We start from the raw sequence: 20519 nt of genomic DNA on the forward strand, positions 1-20519 counted from the left end.
GCCGGGCCAGATCATCGGCCAACAGCATGGGAGGCAACGAAATGAGAAGCGGAATTTTTGGTCTGGTCGCCGGCGCCGCGGTTGCGGTCGCATTGTCGGCATCATCAGCCCAGGCGCAAAAGAAATACGACAGCGGCGCGACCGATACCGAGATCAAGATCGGCCAGACCGTTCCGTTCTCGGGCCCGGCGTCCGCCTATGCCGGCATCGGCAAGACCCAGGCCGCTTACCTGAAGATGATCAACGATCAGGGCGGCATCAACGGCCGCAAGCTCAACCTGATCCAGTATGACGACGCCTATTCGCCGCCCAAGGCCGTCGAGCAGGTCCGCAAGCTGGTCGAAGGCGACGAGGTTCTGTTCACCTTCCAGATCATCGGCACGCCGTCGAACGCCGCCGTGCAGAAATATCTCAACAGCAGGAAAGTACCGCAACTGCTCGCCTCGACCGGCGCATCGCGCTTCTCGGATCCGCAAAACGCGCCGTGGACGATCGCGTACAATCCGAACTACCAGTCGGAAGGGCGCATCTACGCCAAATACATTCTGAAGAATCATCCCAATGCCAAGATCGGCATCCTGTTTCAGAATGACGATCTCGGCCGCGACTATATCACCGGCCTCAAGGCCGGGCTGGGCGACAAGGCCGCCAGCATGATCGTCGCCGAGGTGTCCTACGAGCTGACCGATCCGACCATCGACTCGCAGATCGTCAAACTGAAATCGATGGGCGTCGACCTGCTCTACGACGCCTCGACGCCGAAATTCGCGGCGCAGGCGATCAAGAAGGTCGCCGACCTCGGCTGGAAGCCGGTCCACATCCTCGACATCAATGCCAGTCCGGTGTCGGCGACGCTGAAGCCCGCGGGGCTCGATATCTCCAAGGACATCATCTCTACCAATTACGGCAAGGATCCCGGCGATCCGCAGTGGAAGGACGACGCCGGGCTGAAGGCCTATTACGCCTTCATGGACAAGTATTATCCGGAAGGCGACAAGCTCAACACCGTCAACACCTACGGCTATTCGACGGCGGAACTGCTGGTGCAGGTGCTGCGCCAGTGCGGCGACGACCTGACCCGCGAAAACCTGATGCGGCAGGTGACCAGCCTCAAGGGCTTCGTTCCCAGCCTGGCCTTGCCGGGCATGTCGATCACGACGGGGCCGAACGATTATCGCATCAACAAGCAGATGCAGATGATGAAGTTCAACGGCGAGCGCTGGGAGCTGTTCGGCCCGATCATCGAGGACTCGGGCCCGGCCGGCTAGAGAGCCTTTCCGACCCGATCAACGAAATGAAGGCCGGGCGCAGGGTTGCCACCTTGCGCCGGCCAATTCGTTTTGGCCGGCGAGGGTCGGTCAGACTTTAGTCTGGCCCTGACGCCCTGAAATCGTTCAACTTTTCAGCACACCGCCACCTTGCATTGCAGCATCCGTTCCGCCAGTATCCGCGCCAGCGATGGCACCCGGCCACAACCGGACGAGATCATCGGCACAATCATAACCATGAGGAAATAATCGATATGAGGAAGGGTATTCTCCATCTGATCACCGGCACCGCGCTTGCGATGGCGCTGTCGGTTTCAGCGGCCTCCGCGCAGAAGAAATACGATACCGGCGCGACCGACACCGAGATCAAGATCGGTCAGACCAATCCGTTCTCGGGACCTGCCTCGTCCTATGCCACCATCGGCAAGACCCAGGCCGCCTACATGAAGATGATCAACGATCAGGGCGGCGTGAACGGCCGCAAGATCAATTTGATCCAGTATGACGACGCCTACTCGCCGCCGAAAGCGGTCGAGCAGGTGCGCAAGCTGGTCGAGAGCGACGAAGTGCTGCTCACCTTCCAGCTACTCGGCACGCCCTCGAACGCCGCGGTCCAGAAGTACCTCAATTCGAAGAAGGTGCCGCAGCTGTTCGCCGCCACCGGCGCGTCGAAGTTCACCGACCCGAAGAATTTCCCGTGGACGATGGGCTTCAACCCGAACTACTTCGTCGAAGGGCGCATCTACGGCCAGTACATCATCAAGACCTATCCGAATGCCAAGGTCGGCATCCTCTATCAGAACGACGACCTCGGTAAGGATTACCTGAACGGCATCAAGGCCGGTCTCGGCGACAAGGCGGCCAGCATGATCGTGGCCGAGGCTTCCTACGAAGTCTCCGACCCGACCATCGATTCGCAGATCCTCAAGATCAAGGACAGCGGCGCGGACCTGTTCTTCTCGGCCACCACGCCGAAGCAGGCGGCGCAGGCGATCAAGAAGATCGCCGAACTGGCCTGGCATCCGGTGCAGATCCTCGACATCAACGCGACCTCGGTCGGCGCGGTGATGAAGCCGGCGGGGCTTGAAGCCTCCAAGGGCGTCATCAGCGTCAACTACGGCAAGGATCCGCTCGATCCGACCTGGAAGGATGACGCCGGCATGAAGAAGTATTTCGAATTCATGGCGAAGTACTATCCGGACGGCGACAAGGATTCGAGCTTCAACTCCTACGGCTACTCGACCTCGCAGTTGATGGTCCATGTCCTCAAGATGTGCGGCGACGACCTGACCCGCGAGAACGTCATGAAGCAGGCCACCAGCCTGAAGAACGTCGTGCTCGATCTGGCGCTGCCGGGCATTCTCGCCAACACTTCGCCGACCGACTATCGCGTCAACAAGCAGTTGCAGATGATGAAGTTCAACGGCGAACGCTGGGAACTGTTCGGCCCTATCCTCGAGGACGCAGGCCCGGCGGGCTAGTGGCTTCGAGTTTCTGACATGCGATCGGCGGCCTCAGGGCCGCCGATTTGTTTTTGGGGGCATTCGTCGTCGTGCCCGGGCCTAGCCGTCCAAAGGACGGCGTCGCTTCCGCTCGCCTATGCCCGGGCATCCACGTCTTTGGCTGTGCAAGAGGGAAGACGTGGATGGCCGGGACAAGCCCGGCCATGACCTAAGTGGGTATCTCCCCAAACGTCTTCCCGACCGGCAGCACCGCGTGCCGGATCAGGCGGGAATCTTCGACGCCGGCCTGGCGATGCTTGACGGCTTCGCGGTAGACGGGATCGCGGATCATTTCGGCGAATGCCGCCACGCTCGGATATTCGGCGATGAAACAATGATCCCAGCGCTCCTCCGTGGGCCCGATCAACATCAGTTCAAACCGTCCCTGCCAGACGATCTTGCCGCCGAGCCGCTCGAACACCGGCCCGCTTTCGCGGCCATAGGCGGCATAGGCTTCCGCCCCGGTCGCCTTGCGGCCATCGGGATAGGCGGCCTGTTCCCGCAACCGGACCAGGTTGAGCATGTGGATCGGTCCCGGCCGATCATTGGCCTTGAATTGCGCGAACACTTCCTTGGTCGGATCGATATGGCCCATTCGGCTCTCCTTGTTCGGGTCTGTTGTTTGACGCGTTTTCTTAACGCGAACCGGGATCCCACCCCCGGATCAAGTCCGGGGGCATGCTTCGCTTGAAAACGCTATGTTATTAGCACGCGCCGCCGCACCTCCTAATCCCGCGTTAACCTTTCCGTAACCGACCTTTAAACTGCGGACGCTAGCTTGCGGCGGGACCGGTGTGAGCGGCGTTGCGTATGGCGTGGGGACGAAAAAAGAGCGGCGGACGCAAGGAGCCGCTATTCGGGCTTCCGGCCGCGCTCGCCGATCTGCGCCTCTCGCCGGAAGATCGCGTCCCTGACGCCGAAGACCGGCCAAAGAAATCATCCGCCAAACGCAGGACCGACGATAGCGACGATGAGGGCCCGCGCGAGCGCAAGCCGCGTCCGGCACGGAGCGGCGCCAAGCGCCGGTCGAAATCGCGCGGCCGCCTCTCGATCGGCCGGCTGTTCTACTGGACCGCGGTGCTCGGCCTGTGGGCCGCGATCGCGGTGGTCGGCGTCGTGGTCTATGTCGGCGCTCATCTGCCGCCGATCCAGTCGCTGGAGATTCCAAAGCGGCCGCCGACCATCCAGATCACAGGCCTCGACGGCAGCGTGCTGGCCTCGCGCGGCGAAATGCCGGGCGCCAATATCGCGCTGAAGGATCTGCCGCCCTATTTGCCAAAGGCGTTCATCGCCATCGAGGATCGCCGCTTCTATTCGCATTACGGCGTCGATCCGATCGGCATCCTGCGTGCGGCGGTGACCAACCTGCTGCATCGCGGCGTTTCGCAAGGCGGCTCGACGCTGACGCAGCAGCTCGCGAAGAACCTGTTCCTGACCCAGGAACGCACCATGGCGCGCAAGCTGCAGGAGGTGGAGCTCGCGCTGTGGCTGGAGCGCAAGCATTCCAAGTCGGAGATTCTCGAACTCTATCTCAACCGCGTCTATTTCGGCTCCGGCGCCTATGGGGTCGAGGCCGCGGCCCAGCGCTACTTCGGCAAGTCCGCCAGGAACGTGACCATCGCGGAGGCCGCGATGCTGGCAGGCCTGGTCAAGTCGCCGTCGCGGCTGGCACCGAACCGCAACCCCGAAGGCGCCGAGCAGCGCGCGCAGATCGTGCTGTCGGCGATGGCGGATGCCAAATTCATCACCAATGCGCAGGCGCAGGCCTCGATCGGACATCCCTCCTACAATGTGAAGCCGGTCGGCGCCGGCACCGTCAACTACGTCGCCGACTGGATCGGCGAAGTGCTCGACGACCTCGTCGGCCAGATCGATCAGAGCATCGTGGTCGAAACCACCATCGATCCGAAACTGCAGAGCGTGGCGGAAGCCGCCATCATCGACGAACTGGCGGCAAAGAGCGTGAAGTTCAATGTCAGCCAGGGTGCGCTGGTGGCGATGACGCCCGACGGCGCGGTGCGCGCCATGGTCGGCGGCCGCAACTATGCCGAGAGCCAGTACAACCGCGCCGTCACCGCCAAGCGTCAGCCCGGTTCGGCGTTCAAGCCGTTCGTCTACCTCACCGCGATCGAGGCCGGCCTGACACCCGAAACGATCCGGCAGGACGCTCCGATCGACGTCAAGGGCTGGAAGCCGGAGAACTACACCCACGAATATTTCGGTTCGGTGACCCTGACGCAGGCGCTGGCGATGTCGCTCAACACGGTTGCGATCCGTCTCGGCCTCGAAGTCGGGCCTAAGAACGTCGTGCGAACCGCGCACCGGCTCGGCATCTCATCCAAGCTCGATGCCAACGCCTCGATCGCGCTCGGCACGTCCGAGGTCTCGGTGATCGAACTGGTCGGCGCCTATGCACCCTTCGCCAATGGCGGGCTCGGCGTCTCGCCGCATGTCGTGACCAGGATCCGCACCAACGAAGGCAAGGTGCTGTACCAGCGCCAGGCCGATCAGCTCGGTCAGGTGATCGAACCGCGCAACGTCGCTGCCATGAACACCATGATGCAGGAGACGCTGATCTCCGGCACCGCGCGCAAGGCCGAAATTCCGGGCTGGACCGCCGCCGGCAAGACCGGCACCAGCCAGGATTATCGTGACGCCTGGTTCATCGGCTACACGGCGAACCTCGTCACCGGCGTCTGGCTCGGCAATGACGACAACTCGCCGACCAAGAAGGCCACCGGCGGCGGCTTGCCAGTGGAAGTCTGGACCCGTTTCATGCGAACGGCCCATCAGGGCGTGCCGGTCGCGAGCCTGCCGAATTCGCAAAGCGGCCTGTTCTCGAACCTGATTCAGGCCGCCTCGCAGGTCAACGCGCCCTCGCCGCCATCCCTGCCCCCGATGCAATCGCCCTCGCAGGTTCAGTCGCAAGCGCCGACGCCGCTGCCAACAAGCGGGGCCTATCGTCCGCCGCCGACGCGGACCTCGGCGCCACCCAATCCATCGGCGCGGCCGGAAGCGGCAGCGGGACTGGATGGCTGGCTGATGGAGCGGGTGTTCGGCGGCAACCGCTAGCCGGATTTCCAGGTCGGGGCGTTCGGACGGTGGGTTCGTCCGCGCCGCTCCCGCATTTGCCCGCGATCCGCCCACGCGACAGGTAACCGCACGCAACCGGCTATCGTTGCCGCGGGGCCGCAAAATCCTTTGCACGACCGGCTGCAATGACAGCTGCGGAATGTCATAGTTGAACCAATCGCCGGCAGCGGCATGGCACGCCGGCTCGACCCGGCGAGTGGGAGGGACGATGACTTTGACGGAATCCTACGTCGCGGGGCCGGCGGCCCCGGCTGTGCGCGATATCACGCTCGGCCAGTTGCTCGAACAGGCCGCAACGTCGGCGCCGGACCGGATTGCGTTGATCGCCGGGCTCCCCGATCCGAGCCTGCGCCGCCAATGGACCTATGCCGAACTCTACGCCGAAGCGCAGCGTATGGCGCGCGCGCTGCTTTGCCGCTTCAAGCCGGGCGAGCGGATCGCGGTATGGGCGCAGAACCTGCCCGAATGGATCATGCTCGAGTTCGGCGCGGGACTGGCCGGAGTGGTGCTGGTCACCGTCAATCCCGGTTTCAGGGCCAACGAAGTCGAATACGTGCTGAAGCAATCCCGCGCGGCCGGCGTGTTCGTGGTCAATTCGTTCCGCGGCAATCCGATGCTGGAAACGGTGCGCGAGGTTGCGCCGCGCTGTCCCGAACTGCGGGAGATCATTTGCTTCGACGACTGGCCGGCCTTCATCGCCGCCGGCGACGACAAGCGCATCGCGCTTCCCGTCGTCAAGCCGACCGATCCCGTGATGATCCAGTATACCTCGGGCACCACCGGCTTTCCGAAGGGTGCGCTGCTGCACCATCGCGGCCTTGCCAACAACGGTGCCGACACGGCCGAGCGAATGGGAATCGATCCCGGTGACGTCTTCGTCACGACCATGCCGCTGTTCCACACCGGCGGCTGCGTCTGCTGCGTCCTCGGGGCGGTGTCCAAAGCCGCGACGCAGGTACTGGTGGAGGCGTTCGAACCGGGGCTCGTACTCGAACTTCTTGCGGCCTATCGCGGCAATGCGATGCTCGGGGTGCCGACCATGCTGGTGGCGATGCTGGAGCATCCCGCCTTCGCATCCACCGACCTTTCGTCGGTCAAGGCGATCTGTTCGGGCGGCTCCACCGTGCCGGCGGCGCTGGTCGCGTTGCTCGAACAAAAATTGGGCGCGCCCTTCACCATCGTGTTCGGGCAGACCGAATGCTCGCCGGTCGCGGCCCAGACCAGGACGACCGACACCATCGAGGACAAGGCCGGCACCATCGGCCTGCCGCTGCCGAACATGGAGACCAAGATCGTCAGTCCCGACACCGGCAAGACGGTCGCGATCGGCGAAATCGGCGAATTCTGCACGCGCGGCTATCACATCATGCTCGGCTATTTCGAGATGCCGGAAGCAACCGCTGCCGCGATCGATTCCGACGGCTGGCTGCATACCGGCGATCTCTGCGCGATGGATGCACGCGGCTATTGCACGGTCGAGGGCCGCCTCAAGGACATGATCATCCGCGGCGGCGAAAACATCTATCCGCGCGAACTCGAGGAACTGCTGTTTCGCCATCCCAAGGTCGGCGAGGTCGCGGTGATCGGACTGCCGCACGAAAAGTGGGGCGAAGAGGTCGCCGCTTTCGTTCGTCCGGCGCCCGGCGCGGTGATCGACCGGGAGGAGCTGTCGGCCTACATGCGCGCCTCGCTCGCCCATCACAAGACGCCGAGGCACTGGTTCCAGGTCGAGGCTTTTCCGCTGACGGGATCCGGCAAGATTCAGAAGTTCAAGCTGCGCGAACTCTGGGCCAAAGGCGAGTTACAGGCCTTGTGAGCATCGCCTGACGTTTAATCCTGGATGCCGTAGCGGTGCAGGTCGTTGCCGTGGGTGTCGAGCCAGCTCTTGGCGCGCTCGACATGAGGGCAAATTCTGGCAACGACTCTCCAGAACCGCGCCGAGTGGTTCATCTCGACGAGATGCGCGACTTCATGGGCCGCGAGATAGTCCAGCACATAGGGCGGCGCGAGGATCAGCCGCCAGGAAAACGACAGCGAGCCCGCCGAGGTGCACGAACCCCAGCGGCTGGATTGATCGCGCAGCGACACCCGCTTGACCCTGACGCCGAGATCTTCGGCATAAGCCAGCGATGCCTTGTGCAGGTCCTTGCGCGCTTCGCGCTTGAGAAAATCGTGCACCCGCCGGTCCATGTGCTCGGCGCCGCCGGCCACACAGAGGATCCTCTCGCCGGAGTCGCGGGTTTCGGTCCACACCGTGCCGCGCTCGCCGGCGCGATGCGCCAGGCGGTGCGGCACGCCGCGCAACGGCACCACCGTGCCGATCTGAAAGGGGGCGGCCTTCGGCAAACGGCCGAGACGGGCGGCGATCCAGCCGCCGTGAAGCTGCGCAAACTCCCTGGCTTCGCCGAGATTGCCGCGCGGCGGCATGGTCAGGATGGCTTCGCGATCGGTCGGATGAATTCGCAAGGTGTAGCGCCGCGCACGGCGGTGCCGGCGCAGCCGGATCGCAAAGAATTGCGAGCCGTGCTTGACCATAAGAGTCGCGGGTTCGGCGGGCCGCCGATAGAGGAGCGCACGAGTAGCCATGTCTGACAGTCCGGGGGGCAGGAGATCGCCCGGATTCTGCCATATCCGCCGCCATTGAAATCGCTCGGCGCAAAAACAAATCATTTGCCCAATATACAGGGGCTGGCGGCAAAACCCCCTCTACCGGCAGGGGTTGGAACCAAAAATTTTGGGTGGAACCGGCAGCCCCGGATACCCTCAAGGACTGAGGTCATACTCATTCCTTGAGAGGGTCGCGAATCCAGATTCTTTTAATCAATTCAGGCGCTTACCGACGCGCCCGAATCGGCGAGCCGACTGCCGTTATTCGGCGGCAGCGACCAGTTTCGGCTTGGTGTCGGCCGCCGACAGCATGAAATCGGAAATGCGCGGCACGATTTCCGAACGGAACCGCGAACCGTTGAACACACCGTAATGCCCGACGCCCTTTTGCACGTAATGCACGCGACGATGAGCGGGAATCGCGGTGCACAGCGCGTGCGTGGCTTCGGTCTGGCCGAGACCCGAGATGTCGTCGTTCTCGCCTTCGACCGTCATCAGCGCCACGCGGCGGATTTTCGACGGATCGACCGGCTTGCCACGATGCATCATCTCGCCTTTCGGCAACGCATGCTTGACGAACACGACATCGACGGTCTGCAGGTAATATTCGGCGGTCAGATCCATCACGGCGAGATATTCGTCATAGAATTCGCGGTGCTTGTCGACCAGGTCGCCGTCGCCCTTGACCAGATTGCTGAACAACGCCTTGTGGGCGTCGGTATGGCGATCGAGGTTCATGGTGATGAAGCCGGAAAGCTGCAGGAAGCCCGGATAGACGTCGCGCATCACGCCGGGATGCGGGAACGGCACCTTGGTGATGACATTGTTGCGGAACCATTCGATGCCGCGCTCGGCCGCCAGATTGTTGACCGAGGTCGGATTGCGGCGGGTATCGATCGGGCCGCCCATCAGCGTCATCGACAGCGGCACAAAGGGGTCGTTGGCGGCTTCCATGACGGAAACCGCTGCCACCACAGGCACCGAAGGCTGGCATACGGCGATGACATGCATGTTGCCGCCGAGCACGTGCAGCATCTCGATGACGTAGTCGACGTAATCGTCGAGGTCGAAACGACCCTCCGTCAGCGGCACCATCCGCGCGTCGGACCAGTCGGTGATGTAGACCTCGTGCGTCGGCAGGAAGGCCTCGACCGTGCCGCGCAGCAGCGTCGCGTAATGGCCCGACATCGGCGCCACGATCAGCACGCGCGGCTGCGGCGAGCGCAGCGGGCGGGTCAGCTTGCGATCGAAGTGCAGCAGACGGCAGAACGGCTTTTCCCAGATCGAACGGACTTCGACCGGGGTGCGGACGCCGTTGACTTCGGTGAAGTCGAGACCCCATTCCGGCTTGCCGTAGCGGCGTGTGGCGCGCTCGAACAGCTCACAGGCCGCGGCGATCGATTTGCCGAATTCGGTGTGCGACCACGGATTGAGCGGGTTCTGAAACAGGATCTTCGTGGCATCAGTCACGGCGCGTGCCGGATTGAGCGACGCGTGGCCCATTTCGTACATCCAGTACATCGGCGTCGTAAGCGCCGGACTGCCTTCGGCCACCAGTGGCGGTGCTCCGCCAAACTCACCAATCGGCATTGATTTCTGACCCCTGTTTTGCGCCGCAGCATACTGCCGAATGCGTAATTAAGCGTCAATGCGCAGATCGGTGTTCTACGCGGCCAAAGTGCGGAAAGCCCCTCATTTGCACGGGGAACGTGACTTATTCGCCACCCCCGAGCAGCGATCCATGGCGTTTGGCGCTGCGTAAAAGGGCAAGAAAGATCGCAAATGAGGCAGCGAACAACGCGGCGTTGATGGCCAGCGAAGTGATCATCAGATCGGCCCGAAACACGTGGTCGATCAGCAACGCCCGCATGCCCTCGAACACGTAGGTCGGCGGCAGCGCCCAGGCGATATGTTGCAGCCAGGCCGGCAATACCGCGACGGGATAATAGATGCAGGCCAGCGGCATGATCCCGAACATCAGCGTCCAGACGATGCTCTCGGCACCGAGGCCGTTGCGCAGGACCAGGCCCGAAACGAAGATCCCGACCGACCAACTGGTGAAGATCAGATTGCAGAAGAAGGCTATCAGCGGCAGCCCGATTGCGAAGAAGTTGAAATCGAAGAAGAACAGCGCCAGCAGTGTCATCGGGATCACGCCGATCGCGAGCCGGATCAGGCTCATGATCATCAGCGAGATCAGGAACTCGATCGGCTTCAGCGGGCTCATCATCAGGTTGCCGAGATTGCGCGCCCACATTTCCTCGAGAAACGAGATCGAGAAGCCGAGCTGGCCGCGGAACAGGATGTCCCACAGGATCACCGCGCCGATCAGCGAACCGCCGGCGCGCGCGAAAAACCCCGACGTCTGCGAGATATAGCTCTGCAGAAAGCCCCAGGTGATGATCTGCAGCGCCGGCCAGTAGACCAGTTCCAGCAGCCGCGGCCAGGACGACATCAGCAGATACCAATAGCGCAGCACCATCGCATGGATGCGGTGCGGCGAAATGCCGTGATGCGTGACCGCTTCGCTCATCGCGTGCCCTCCGCCATCCCCCGCCCGCGCGCGACGTCGAGAAACACTTCCTCCAGCGTGGAGCGGTTGTAGCGCGCCATGATCTGGTCGGGGCTGTCGTCGTCCTCGATGCGGCCGCGCTTCATGATGATGACGCGGTCGCACAGCCGCTCCACCTCCAGCATGTTGTGCGACGCCAGAAGAATGGTGGCGTCATGGGTCTTGCGATAGTTGGCGAGATGCTGACGCACCCAGTCGGCGGTATCGGGGTCGAGGGACGCCGTCGGCTCGTCGAGCAGCAGCAGCTCCGGCTGGTTGATCAGCGCCTTCGCCAGCGCGACGCGGGTCTTCTGCCCGGCCGAGAGCTTGCCGTTGGCACGGTCGAGGAAGTCGTTGAGATCGAGGTCGGCGGCGAGCTGTTCGATCCGCTCGCGCAGGTTCTCGACCGCATAGAGCCGACCGAAAATGGTGAGGTTCTGCCGGACCGTCAGCCGCATCGGCATGTCGACATAGGGGCTTTCGAAATTCATCCGGCCGAGCACCTCGGCGCTCGCTTCCGGCATCGGATGGCCGAGCACCTGGATGCGGCCCGAGGTCGGCAGCACCAGCCCCATGATCATGGCGATCGTCGTGGTCTTGCCGGCGCCGTTGCCGCCGAGCAGGCCGGTGATGCTGCCACGTCCGATCCGGAACGTGACATCGTCCACCGCCCTGGTGGTCTTGTAGAGCTTGACCAGATGCGCAACGTCGATCGCGGCCGTCTCCGTCGGAGCGGCCTTGGACGATCCCTCAGGCGATGATGCCGTGACTGCGTCGCTATTGACCATTTCGGCCCGTTCATTGCGGCATCGCCGCGGCGAGCGCAAGGCTTTGCGGCAGTTCCCCGGGGCTTCATGGTTCGAGCCGCGCGCCGCACCATGAAGATCGGCAATCCATCGCCTCGTCCTCGAGCAGCGGCCTCTTGCCGCGTCTCGCAGGTTGGGGCCATCGCCGGTTTGTGATCGCGTCCCCGCGCGGCTAAACTATGGGAATGACCGACGTTGCCGCCTCCGACTTCCGAAATCCGCACCGTTATGTCCGCCTGGATACGATATTGCGGCTGCGCTGGCTCGCGGTGCTCGGCCAACTCGCCGCCATTTTCATCGTCGCCCAGGGGCTGGAATTCGACGTCGCGGTTATTCCCTGTGTCACCATTATCGGCCTCTCGGCGTTGCTCAATCTGGCGCTGCAGATCGCCTTCAACCCGATGCAGCGGCTGGAGCCGGTCTACGCGGCAAGTCTGCTCGCGCTCAACATCGTTGAACTTGCCGGATTGCTGTTCTTCACCGGCGGACTGCAGAACCCGTTTTCATTCCTGTTCCTGGCGCCTGTTCTGATCTCGGCGACGGCGTTGCCGATCCGGCTGACGATCGCGATCGGCGTCCTCGCGGTCGCCTGCGCCTCGGCGCTGGTGTTCTTCCATTTGCCCTTGCCGTGGGACAGCGACGACCCGCTGGTGCTGCCGCCGATCTATCTGCTTGGGGTCTGGCTTTCGATCCTGCTCGCCATCGGCGTCACCAGCCTCTATGCGTTCCAGGTCACCGAGGAAGCACGCAAGCTTTCCAATGCGCTGGCCGCAACCGAACTGGTCCTCACGCGTGAGCAGCATTTGACCCAGATCGACGGCCTGGCCGCCGCCGCCGCGCATGAACTCGGCACGCCGCTCTCGACGATCTTTCTGATTTCGCGCGAGCTGGAGAAGACGGTTCATGACAACGACCATCTCGCCGCCGATCTGAAAACCCTGCGCGAACAGGCGCAGCGCTGCCGCGACATTCTGGCCAAGATCACCCAGCTTTCCTCCTCCGGCGCGCCGTTCGACCGCATGCCGCTGTCGACGCTGATCGAAGAAACGGTGGCGCCGCATCGCGATTTCGGCGTTGCTATCAAGGTGCGGCTTGCTGTCGCAGCCACGCGCGAGCCGGTCGGCGCACGAAACCCCGCGATCCTCTACGGCGTCGGCAACATCCTGGAGAATGCCGTCGATTTTGCACGGAACACCGTAGAGGTGAACGCGTGGTGGAACGCCGATAGCGTCGAGATCGTGATCTCCGACGACGGGCCCGGTATCGCGCCCGACATGCTGAAACGGATCGGCGAGCCCTATTTATCGCGACGCCCCAGCGCAGAAGAGGCCCAAAATGAGCATTCCGGGCTCGGGCTTGGCGTATTCATCGCCCGCACGCTGCTTGAGCGAACCGGCGCCAAGGTGTCCTTCTCCAACCGGATCTTTCCCGATCACGGCGCCGTGGTGCAGATCGCCTGGCCGCGCGACCGCTTCGAGGCGGATGAGCCAGCAGGCGGAACCGAGGCTTAGAACTGTTCTTGAAGCCATTCTTGGCATTATGAATGGCACCCCAGTCCGACTATAGGCGGCCTTGGCAGCGCCACCTTGCCACGCCATATCTTAGGCGTCCGCAACACGGGGATACCTGACCTTGAACGCCATCGCCGAACTGAACGATCACACCGACCGCTCACTCCTGATCGTCGAGGATGACAAGCCGTTTCTGGAGCGTCTGTCGCGTGCGATGGAGACCCGCGGCTTCGCGGTGACCTCCTGCGACAGCGTATCCGACGGTCTCGCCGAGATCGGCCGCGCGGCACCCGCCTTTGCCGTGGTGGATCTGCGGCTCGGCGACGGCAACGGCCTCGACGTGGTGTCGGCGTTGAAGCGCAAGCGCCCCGAGGCCCGTGCGATCGTGCTGACCGGTTACGGCAACATCGCAACCGCAGTCACGGCGGTGAAGATGGGCGCGGTGGATTATCTCTCGAAGCCCGCCGATGCCGACGACGTCGTCGCGGCCTTGCTCGCCAGCGGCACCGAAAAATCCGAACTGCCGTCGAATCCGATGTCGGCGGACCGCGTGCGCTGGGAACACATCCAGCGCATCTACGAAATGTGCAACCGTAACGTCTCCGAAACCGCGCGGCGGCTCAACATGCACCGCCGCACCCTGCAGCGCATCCTGGCGAAGCGCGCGCCGCGGTAAGTCTTGTCCCTCATGGTGAGGAGGCGCGAAGCGCCGTCTCGAACCATGAGGCCCGAAACAGTTCGGCCACATCCTTCGAGACGCAGGCTTCGCCTGCTCCTCAGGATGAGGGTCGTCTACGGAACCCCCTAAAACTCCCCATGCCTCGGCCGATCGACCAGCCGGTTGATCCGTTGCGCCGCCGCCATCGCAAAGCGCGCCGTCATCAACAGGGGTCGACGCGTGCCGGCGGAATGCTGCGCGCTGTGGCAAGCCCGTCTCCCGTCATGCGGGATATTCCTCGACGGTTACGGCAATATTCCGCGCCGCCGCGACGGCGATTGCGATCGGCGTCGCCCGCGAGGCCGCCGAGCAGCGCTTTTATACGTGCATCCTCCTGCATAGTCCGCTAGATGCGGATTAAGGTCACCGCGTTGCGCGACCTCTCGTCCTGACCGCGCAATGAATAAAATAATGGTGACCTGAAATAATAGCGACCCGGAGGCGACGACCCGATGAGTGAGCTTGACGAATTCCGGCGCGAGGTCGAGGCATGGTTTCGCGAGAACCGGCCGGCGAATCCGGGTTTTCTGTTGCCCGAATCCTTCATGGAAGTCGGGTCGGACGCGCAGTTCGAATTTTTGCGTAACTGGCAGCGCAAGATCTATGACGCCGGATATCTCGGCATGGCCTGGCCGAAGGAATATGGCGGCCACGGAAAGCCGCAAGCCTATCAGGACATCGTCAACGCCGAGATGGCGAAGCAGAAGGTGCCGTTCGTCCCCAACACCATCGGCCTCAATTGGGCCGGCCCGCTGATTCTGGCGCGGGGCACTGAAGAAGCGAAGAAGCGCTACATCAAGGGCATCCTGAACGCCGACGACATCTGGTGCCAGGGATTTTCCGAACCGGACCAGGGTTCGGACCTCGCCAACAGCCAACTCGCAGCAAAGCGCGACGGCAACGACTATGTCCTGAACGGCTCGAAGATCTGGACCAGCCTCGGCAGCTACGCCAAATACATGATCCTGCTGGCGCGAACCAATCCGCAGAAGCCGCGCTACGATGGCCTCTCGTTCTTCCTCGTGCCGATGAAGACGCCGGGCATCGAGCCGCAGCCGATCAAGAAGCTGACCGGCGAATACGGTTTCAACCAGACCTTCTTTACCGACGCGCGCATCCCTGCCGAGTGCATGATGGGCAATGAAGGCGAGGGCTGGAAGATGGCCATGCTGACCCTGACCTTCGAACGGGGCGTGACCGGCGGACAGGGCGGCGGTGTCAGCCGCGTCGCGCTCAGCCTCGGTGACGTGGTCGAGCTCGCGCGCCGCTCCCGGCGCGACGGCCGACCGGCGTTGGAGGACCCCGCGATCCGCGACCAGATCGTCCGCTTCATGGTGGAAGATCAGGGCGACCGGCTGTGCGCCAAGCGCGGCGAGATCGCCGCGTTGTGCAGCGAGCGGCCGACCGCGCTCGGGCTGTCGCAGAAATTGCGCGTGAGCGAGCATCGGCGACGAATGTTGCAGTTTGCCCTGTCACTACAGGGCGCGAATGCCGTGCGCTTCGTCGGCGACAGCCAGGCAATCGACGGTGGCCTGTGGCAGCGCTCCTATTTCAATTCGTTCTCTTCGACGATCGGCGGCGGCACCAGCCAGATCCAGGCCAATATCGTCGGTGAGCGCGTGCTCGGACTCCCGAAGGACTGATGTGATGTCGCAACTCAGCACCAAGATCACCTTCACCGAAGAGCAGACCATGCTGCTTGACACCGCGACTGCTTTCTTCCGCGAGAAAAGTCCGACGGCGACCGTTCGCAGACAGATCGCGTCGGAGTCCGGCGTCGATCGGGAGCTTTGGAGCGAGATTGCCGAGCTTGGCTGGCTCGGCATCGCGGTGCCGGAACGTTTCGGCGGCAGCGGGCTCTCGCTCGCGGACGTTACCGTCATCGTCGAGCCGATGGGCCGTCACCTCGCCGGCACCCCGTTCGTCTCCACCCAGCTGTTCACGCAGGCCTTGCTGGCGGGGGGCTCCGATCAGCAGCAGCGCGACATCCTGCCGAAGATCTGCGGCGGATCGATCGGCTCGGTGGCGCTGTTCGAAAGCGACGGTGACTGGAACCTCGATCATCTCGAATGCGCGGCGGTGATCGCGGGCGATGCGGCGCGATTGAGCGGAACCAAGACGCTGGTCTGCGACGCCGCGGTCGCGGACTTTGTTCTGGCGTCGGTTTCGCTCGATGGCGCGCCGGCGCTCGCGATCGTCAAGGCCGCGGATCTCCCGCGCAAGACGCGGGAGACGGTGATCGATGAAACCCGCCGCGCCTTCAGCCTGGACCTGAACGGAGTCAATGTTCCGGTTTCGTCGCTCATCACGGGCGAAAAGGCCCGCGCCGCGCTCAAGGCCATCCGCGACTGTGCACTCCTGCTGGCGTCGGCCGAGGCGGCCGGCGGCATTGCCGGCGCGCTGGACGTCATCGTCGAATACCTCAATACGCGAACGGCCTTTGGACGGAAGATCGGCAGCTATCAGTCGCTCAAGCACACTTGTTCCGAGATTCTCGTCGGACTGGAGCGCGCGCGTTCGCATGTTTACCACGCCGCGTCCCTGGTCGCGGCCGGCGAGGATGCCGAAGTCGCGCTCCGGATGGCAAAGGTGGAGGCGGGAGACACCTTTGTTTTCGCAGGCGACCGGGCCATCCAGTTTCATGGCGGCTTTGGCTTCACCTACGACTGCGACGCACAGCTGTATTTGCGCCGCGCGCTCTGGCTGCAATATGCTTTTGGCGATGCGGCCCATCATCGGCGACGGCTTGCCGATCTGTTGCTGCCGCCTGGTTAGAGCCTTTTCCGTTCCGATTGAATCGGAACGGGGCTCTAGATTCTTGTTTTGACGCGTTTTCTTGACGCGAACCGGTGCCCACTTCGCTGGAAAACGCTCTAGCCAAAGGCCATCGAGTCGATGCACGGCCTCGACTCGACGCCTCCTTTAAAACTCTCCATGTCCCTGCGGATCGACCAGCCGGTTGATCCGTTGCGCCGCGGCCATCGCGAACCGCACCGTCATCAGCTTGCGGGTCGGCGCGGGCAGGCGGTGCTCGGGCGCCTCGCAATGCAGATGCGCGCCATAGGCGTCGGCGATGATCAGGCCGGTGTCTGCCGGAAAGATCTCGCACGGCAGGTCCTGCGTGAAGGCAAAGAACAGCCGGTCGCAATGCATCCGATAGTCCTGCCATTTCTGATCGGCGCGCAGGTCTTCCAGCGATGACTTGATCTCGACGATCCAGATCTCGCCGCGCTCGTTCAGCGCCACCAGGTCGGCGCGCCGGCCGGACGGCAGCGGCAATTCGCTGATGCAGGAAAAGCCCAGCGATCGTAACAGCCGCGCGGTGCCGCGCGCGACCGCCAGCGCCGTTTCCGACTGGCGGCCATCCGGCGGGGGTACGAGGCTGATCTGGCGGGCGGGCGATTCCATACGCTCGAACCTTACCCGATTCCGGACCGTCCAACAGCTGTCCGCCCGCTCTGTCCGAGCGAAAACCGGCTCCCACTTTTCCGGATCACGCTTGAGCCAGCCACAAATCCGACCCCGGCCCGCCTTGTTTTGGACCACACGCCACCGTGAAGCCGGGGGAACTTGGGTTCCAGGGGACGAAACACTGGAGGAGAACCATGCAGTCATCCACCGCGCTTCGCTCTCTCGCATTCGCGCTCGCAGCCCTTCCACTGTCCGCCGGCCTGTCGGCGGCATCTGCCAAACCCACGGTCGAAGTCGCGTTCGTGCTCGACACGACCGGTTCAATGGGCGGGTTGATTGAAGGCGCCAAGCGCAAGATCTGGTCGATAGCGACCGCGATCGTCGACTCTAATCCTGACGCCGATATCCGGATGGGCCTCGTCGCCTACCGCGACATCGGCGATGACTACGTTACCAGGAAGGTCGAGCTCACCAACGACATCCAGGATCTCTACGCCAATCTGCTGGAACTCAAGGCGCGCGGCGGCGGCGACTGGCCGGAGAGCGTCAACGAGGCGCTCGATGTCGCCGTCAACAAGCTGCAATGGACCCAGGGCGGCGACACCAGGCGGATCGTGTTCCTGGTCGGCGACGCGCCGCCGCACATGGACTATGCGCAGGACACCAAATATCCGGTGACGCTGTCGGTGGCGAAGCAGAAGGACATCATCGTCAACGCGGTGCTCGCCGGCAACGCCGCCGATACCGAGCGGGTCTGGCGCGACATCGCCCAGAACGGCAACGGCCGCTTCATTCCGATCCCGCAGGACGGCGGGCAGATCGTCGTGATCGAAACACCCTATGACCAGGACATCATTATCCTGCAGCGGGAGATCAACGGCACCGTGATCCCCTACGGCCCGCGCGCCCTGCAGAAGCGCACCGAGGACCAGACGCAGCAGTTGTCGCGGCTGGCGGCCGCAGCCCCGTCACAGGCGTCGGAGATGGCGAGCTATATCAACAAGCGCGCACGATCGACCTCGGAAGCCGTCACCGGCGGCGGCGACCTCGTCGCCGACATCGACGCCGGCCGCAACAGCTTTTCCGCGATCAAGGACGAAGACCTTCCCGACAATCTGCGGGCGATGAAGCCGGAAGCGCGCCTCGATGAGGTCAACAGGCAGATGAGCCAGCGCAAGGAGCTCAACGAGAAGCTCGGCGCGTTGGTGGCCCAGCGCGACAAATACGTTGCCGAACAGCGCGCCAAGGCCTCTCCCAAGGCGTCATCATTCGACCGCGTGGTCGAGGATACGCTGAAAGCGCAGATCAAGCGGTAGATTTCAGTGTCATTCCGGGGCGATGCGTAGCATCGAACCCGGAATCTCGAACTTCCGGGTCTGGTGCTAACGCACCATCCCGGAATGACACAGCCTCCCGAATCTTCCCCTTGGCGAAAGGCCAAAAATCGGCAATCTGCCGCCATGAACCAGCAAACCGAGACCCCCACCGGGACCCAGCCGAAGGCCGGCGCGATCATCGTGCCGGTGACGCTGTTCGAGCAGAACTGCACCATCATCTGGCACGAGCCTTCCAAGAAGGCCGTGGTGATCGACCCCGGCGGGGACGTTCCCAAGATTCTGGAAGCGATCAAGCAGACCGGCGTCACCGTCGAAAAGATCTGGCTGACCCACGGCCATATCGACCATGTCGGCGGCGCCGCCGAGCTGCGCGACGCGCTGCAGGTGAAAATCGAAGGCCCGCACATTGCCGACAAATACCTGCTCGACAATGTCGTCTCGAGCGGCGAGCGTTTTGGTATGACCGGCGTGCGCAATTTCGGACCCGACCGTTGGCTCGACGAGGGCGAGCAGGTCTCGATCGGGGACCTGACCTTCGACATCCTACATTGCCCCGGCCATTCGCCGGGCAGCGTGGTGTTCTTCAACAAGGAATTGCGTTTCGCCCATGTCGGCGACGTCCTGTTCAACGGCTCGGTCGGGCGCACCGACCTGCCCGGCGGCAGCCACGCTACGCTGATCAACTCGATCAAGGAAAAGCTGCTGCCGCTCGGCGACGATGTCGGCTTCATCTGCGGTCATGGCGCCGGCTCCAGCATCGGCCAGGAGCGGATGACCAACCCGTTCATCACCGGCGAGATGTGATAGGCAGCGAGCGTCGTAACGGTGCTGGCTACTCCGCCGCGATCATCTCGGACGCGTTCGCCTCTGCGAGGTGGCGCGTTCCCCAGTCCTTGATGGCGGCAACCACCGGCACGAAGGTCCGGCCCTTGCGGGTCAGGCGGTATTCGACCTTCGGCGGCACCACGCCAAAATCCTTACGATCGATCAGTCCGCTCTCGGTGAGCGCCTTCAATTCGCGGCTCAGCACGCGCGGCGCGATCTCAGCGCTGCCTATCATGCCGCGCAGCAGGCCGGCGCGGATTTCGCCATAGCGCCGCGGACCATCCTTGAGGTCCCAGACGATGCGCAGCTTGTATTTGCCGCTGATCATTTTCTGAAATGCCGCGACCGGGCAGCCGCAGGCCGGCGCCGTCCTTGGCTTCGCCATCGCAGACCTCCACTAAGCATTCGCTTGTCTTGACGCGAACCGGCGTCCACTTCGCTTGAAAACGCTTTCGTCGCGCAGGATAGGAGCCGTGGAAAGAATGTCCATATGGACATTTTTGTCCGTACTTGCGCCGATGCGCACAAGCGCGCCAGATGTCCGGTGCAGCCCGACAGAACCAGAGGAGGCATCGGTGAAGCATTTCATGATCAGATACCGGTTCGCCAACGGCACCACCGAGGACTGGCACCGTGAAATTGCCCGCTTCATTTCCGCACTCGACAACGATCCGGAACTGAAGGGGCGGATCGTCTACCGCTGTCTGAAACAGCGCGACGATGCCGGCTATTTCCACCTCGCTTCGGCCGTCGACGACGAGGCGGTCAAGACGCTGCAGCAGCGCGACTTCTTCAAGCACTATACGGAAAAGACCCGGCAGGTCGCCGATGGCGGCGACGTCACGGTAACGCCGATCGAATGGATCGCCGAAACCAGCGCGGCCTGAACG

The 20519-nt window shown here is 63.3% G+C and carries 18 protein-coding genes; 11 read left to right on the forward strand and 7 right to left on the reverse strand.

Features of this window, described 5'->3' with window-relative positions:
* Positions 1-41 precede the first annotated feature (41 nt).
* Together FFI89_RS33850 and FFI89_RS33855 are read left to right on the forward strand one after the other, a co-directional pair.
* Entirely contained in the window at positions 42-1268 is a 1227-nt protein-coding gene (locus FFI89_RS33850) for an ABC transporter substrate-binding protein (protein WP_138831773.1), read from the forward strand.
* 254 nt (positions 1269-1522) lie between these two features.
* A complete protein-coding gene (locus tag FFI89_RS33855; protein ID WP_138831774.1) occupies positions 1523-2749 on the forward strand; it encodes an ABC transporter substrate-binding protein in 1227 nt (408 codons plus the stop codon).
* Positions 2750-2939: 190 nt separating this feature from the next.
* Here the strand turns inward: FFI89_RS33855 and FFI89_RS33860 are convergent, their stop codons facing one another.
* Positions 2940-3365, reverse strand: coding sequence for a DUF1330 domain-containing protein (locus FFI89_RS33860; protein WP_138831775.1), 426 nt, complete (start codon positions 3363-3365; stop codon positions 2940-2942).
* Positions 3366-3580: 215 nt separating this feature from the next.
* Here FFI89_RS33860 and FFI89_RS33865 point away from each other — a divergent pair, with 215 nt between their 5' ends.
* Together FFI89_RS33865 and FFI89_RS33870 are read left to right on the forward strand one after the other, a co-directional pair.
* On the forward strand, positions 3581-5842 hold the full coding sequence (locus FFI89_RS33865; RefSeq protein WP_138831776.1) for a transglycosylase domain-containing protein: 2262 nt from the start codon (positions 3581-3583) through the stop codon (positions 5840-5842).
* A 229-nt stretch (positions 5843-6071) separates the two neighbouring features.
* Positions 6072-7679 (forward strand): AMP-binding protein, encoded by a 1608-nt coding sequence (locus FFI89_RS33870; protein WP_138831777.1) that lies wholly within the window; start codon positions 6072-6074, stop codon positions 7677-7679.
* A gap of 14 nt (positions 7680-7693) precedes the next feature.
* On the opposite strand, the gene FFI89_RS33875 is transcribed toward FFI89_RS33870, so the two are convergent.
* The 4 genes from FFI89_RS33875 to FFI89_RS33890 form a co-directional block, all read right to left on the reverse strand.
* Positions 7694-8533 (reverse strand): M48 family metallopeptidase, encoded by an 840-nt coding sequence (locus FFI89_RS33875; RefSeq protein WP_138831778.1) that lies wholly within the window; start codon positions 8531-8533, stop codon positions 7694-7696.
* Between the two features lie 198 nt (positions 8534-8731).
* Positions 8732-10060, reverse strand: a complete 1329-nt coding sequence (locus FFI89_RS33880; RefSeq protein ID WP_138831779.1) for a polyhydroxyalkanoate depolymerase — start codon at positions 10058-10060, stop codon at positions 8732-8734.
* Between the two features lie 124 nt (positions 10061-10184).
* On the reverse strand, positions 10185-11003 hold the full coding sequence (locus FFI89_RS33885) for an ABC transporter permease (RefSeq protein ID WP_138831780.1): 819 nt from the start codon (positions 11001-11003) through the stop codon (positions 10185-10187).
* Positions 11000-11809 carry an ABC transporter ATP-binding protein gene (locus FFI89_RS33890; RefSeq protein ID WP_138831781.1) on the reverse strand — a complete coding sequence of 270 codons (810 nt, stop codon included), beginning with the start codon at positions 11807-11809 and terminating at the stop codon, positions 11000-11002. The genes FFI89_RS33885 and FFI89_RS33890 overlap by 4 nt, the downstream gene beginning before the upstream one ends.
* 203 nt (positions 11810-12012) lie before the next feature.
* Between FFI89_RS33890 and FFI89_RS33895 the strand changes: the two genes are divergently transcribed.
* The 4 genes from FFI89_RS33895 to FFI89_RS33910 all read left to right on the forward strand — a co-directional run bounded on the left by FFI89_RS33895 (position 12013) and on the right by FFI89_RS33910 (position 16831).
* Positions 12013-13338: an ActS/PrrB/RegB family redox-sensitive histidine kinase gene (locus FFI89_RS33895; protein WP_138831782.1), complete on the forward strand. Its 1326-nt coding sequence runs from the start codon at positions 12013-12015 to the stop codon at positions 13336-13338.
* Positions 13339-13459: 121 nt separating this feature from the next.
* Entirely contained in the window at positions 13460-14014 is a 555-nt protein-coding gene (locus tag FFI89_RS33900; RefSeq protein WP_138831783.1) for an ActR/PrrA/RegA family redox response regulator transcription factor, read from the forward strand.
* A 494-nt stretch (positions 14015-14508) separates the two neighbouring features.
* Entirely contained in the window at positions 14509-15699 is a 1191-nt protein-coding gene (locus FFI89_RS33905) for an acyl-CoA dehydrogenase family protein (protein ID WP_138831784.1), read from the forward strand.
* A gap of 4 nt (positions 15700-15703) precedes the next feature.
* Complete coding sequence (locus FFI89_RS33910; RefSeq protein ID WP_138831785.1) at positions 15704-16831, forward strand: acyl-CoA dehydrogenase family protein; 1128 nt, start codon at positions 15704-15706, stop codon at positions 16829-16831.
* Positions 16832-16978: 147 nt separating this feature from the next.
* Here the strand turns inward: FFI89_RS33910 and FFI89_RS33920 are convergent, their stop codons facing one another.
* Positions 16979-17464 carry an MmcB family DNA repair protein gene (locus tag FFI89_RS33920; RefSeq protein WP_138831786.1) on the reverse strand — a complete coding sequence of 162 codons (486 nt, stop codon included), beginning with the start codon at positions 17462-17464 and terminating at the stop codon, positions 16979-16981.
* A 197-nt stretch (positions 17465-17661) separates the two neighbouring features.
* Here FFI89_RS33920 and FFI89_RS33925 point away from each other — a divergent pair, with 197 nt between their 5' ends.
* Positions 17662-18783, forward strand: a complete 1122-nt coding sequence (locus FFI89_RS33925; RefSeq protein ID WP_138831787.1) for a VWA domain-containing protein — start codon at positions 17662-17664, stop codon at positions 18781-18783.
* 144 nt (positions 18784-18927) lie between these two features.
* Positions 18928-19608: an MBL fold metallo-hydrolase gene (locus FFI89_RS33930; protein WP_138831788.1), complete on the forward strand. Its 681-nt coding sequence runs from the start codon at positions 18928-18930 to the stop codon at positions 19606-19608.
* A gap of 28 nt (positions 19609-19636) precedes the next feature.
* Here FFI89_RS33930 and FFI89_RS33935 read toward each other — a convergent pair whose 3' ends face one another.
* Positions 19637-20014, reverse strand: a complete 378-nt coding sequence (locus tag FFI89_RS33935; RefSeq protein WP_138831789.1) for a helix-turn-helix domain-containing protein — start codon at positions 20012-20014, stop codon at positions 19637-19639.
* A gap of 190 nt (positions 20015-20204) precedes the next feature.
* Between FFI89_RS33935 and FFI89_RS33940 the strand changes: the two genes are divergently transcribed.
* Entirely contained in the window at positions 20205-20516 is a 312-nt protein-coding gene (locus FFI89_RS33940; protein WP_138831790.1) for a hypothetical protein, read from the forward strand.
* Positions 20517-20519 lie beyond the last annotated feature (3 nt).

The sequence above is a fragment of the Bradyrhizobium sp. KBS0727 genome (assembly GCF_005937885.2).
GTDB lineage: Bacteria > Pseudomonadota > Alphaproteobacteria > Rhizobiales > Xanthobacteraceae > Bradyrhizobium.

Coding starts and splice junctions, on each gene's coding strand:
- FFI89_RS33850 (WP_138831773.1), top strand. CDS start 42: ATGAGAAGCGGAATTTTTGGTCTGGTCGCCGGCGCCGCGGTTGCGGTC.
- FFI89_RS33855 (WP_138831774.1), top strand. CDS start 1,523: ATGAGGAAGGGTATTCTCCATCTGATCACCGGCACCGCGCTTGCGATG.
- FFI89_RS33860 (WP_138831775.1), bottom strand. CDS start 3,365: ATGGGCCATATCGATCCGACCAAGGAAGTGTTCGCGCAATTCAAGGCC.
- FFI89_RS33865 (WP_138831776.1), top strand. CDS start 3,581: ATGGCGTGGGGACGAAAAAAGAGCGGCGGACGCAAGGAGCCGCTATTC.
- FFI89_RS33870 (WP_138831777.1), top strand. CDS start 6,072: ATGACTTTGACGGAATCCTACGTCGCGGGGCCGGCGGCCCCGGCTGTG.
- FFI89_RS33875 (WP_138831778.1), bottom strand. CDS start 8,533: ATGATTTGTTTTTGCGCCGAGCGATTTCAATGGCGGCGGATATGGCAG.
- FFI89_RS33880 (WP_138831779.1), bottom strand. CDS start 10,060: ATGCCGATTGGTGAGTTTGGCGGAGCACCGCCACTGGTGGCCGAAGGC.
- FFI89_RS33885 (WP_138831780.1), bottom strand. CDS start 11,003: ATGAGCGAAGCGGTCACGCATCACGGCATTTCGCCGCACCGCATCCAT.
- FFI89_RS33890 (WP_138831781.1), bottom strand. CDS start 11,809: ATGGTCAATAGCGACGCAGTCACGGCATCATCGCCTGAGGGATCGTCC.
- FFI89_RS33895 (WP_138831782.1), top strand. CDS start 12,013: ATGACCGACGTTGCCGCCTCCGACTTCCGAAATCCGCACCGTTATGTC.
- FFI89_RS33905 (WP_138831784.1), top strand. CDS start 14,509: ATGAGTGAGCTTGACGAATTCCGGCGCGAGGTCGAGGCATGGTTTCGC.
- FFI89_RS33910 (WP_138831785.1), top strand. CDS start 15,704: ATGTCGCAACTCAGCACCAAGATCACCTTCACCGAAGAGCAGACCATG.
- FFI89_RS33920 (WP_138831786.1), bottom strand. CDS start 17,464: ATGGAATCGCCCGCCCGCCAGATCAGCCTCGTACCCCCGCCGGATGGC.
- FFI89_RS33925 (WP_138831787.1), top strand. CDS start 17,662: ATGCAGTCATCCACCGCGCTTCGCTCTCTCGCATTCGCGCTCGCAGCC.
- FFI89_RS33930 (WP_138831788.1), top strand. CDS start 18,928: ATGAACCAGCAAACCGAGACCCCCACCGGGACCCAGCCGAAGGCCGGC.
- FFI89_RS33935 (WP_138831789.1), bottom strand. CDS start 20,014: ATGGCGAAGCCAAGGACGGCGCCGGCCTGCGGCTGCCCGGTCGCGGCA.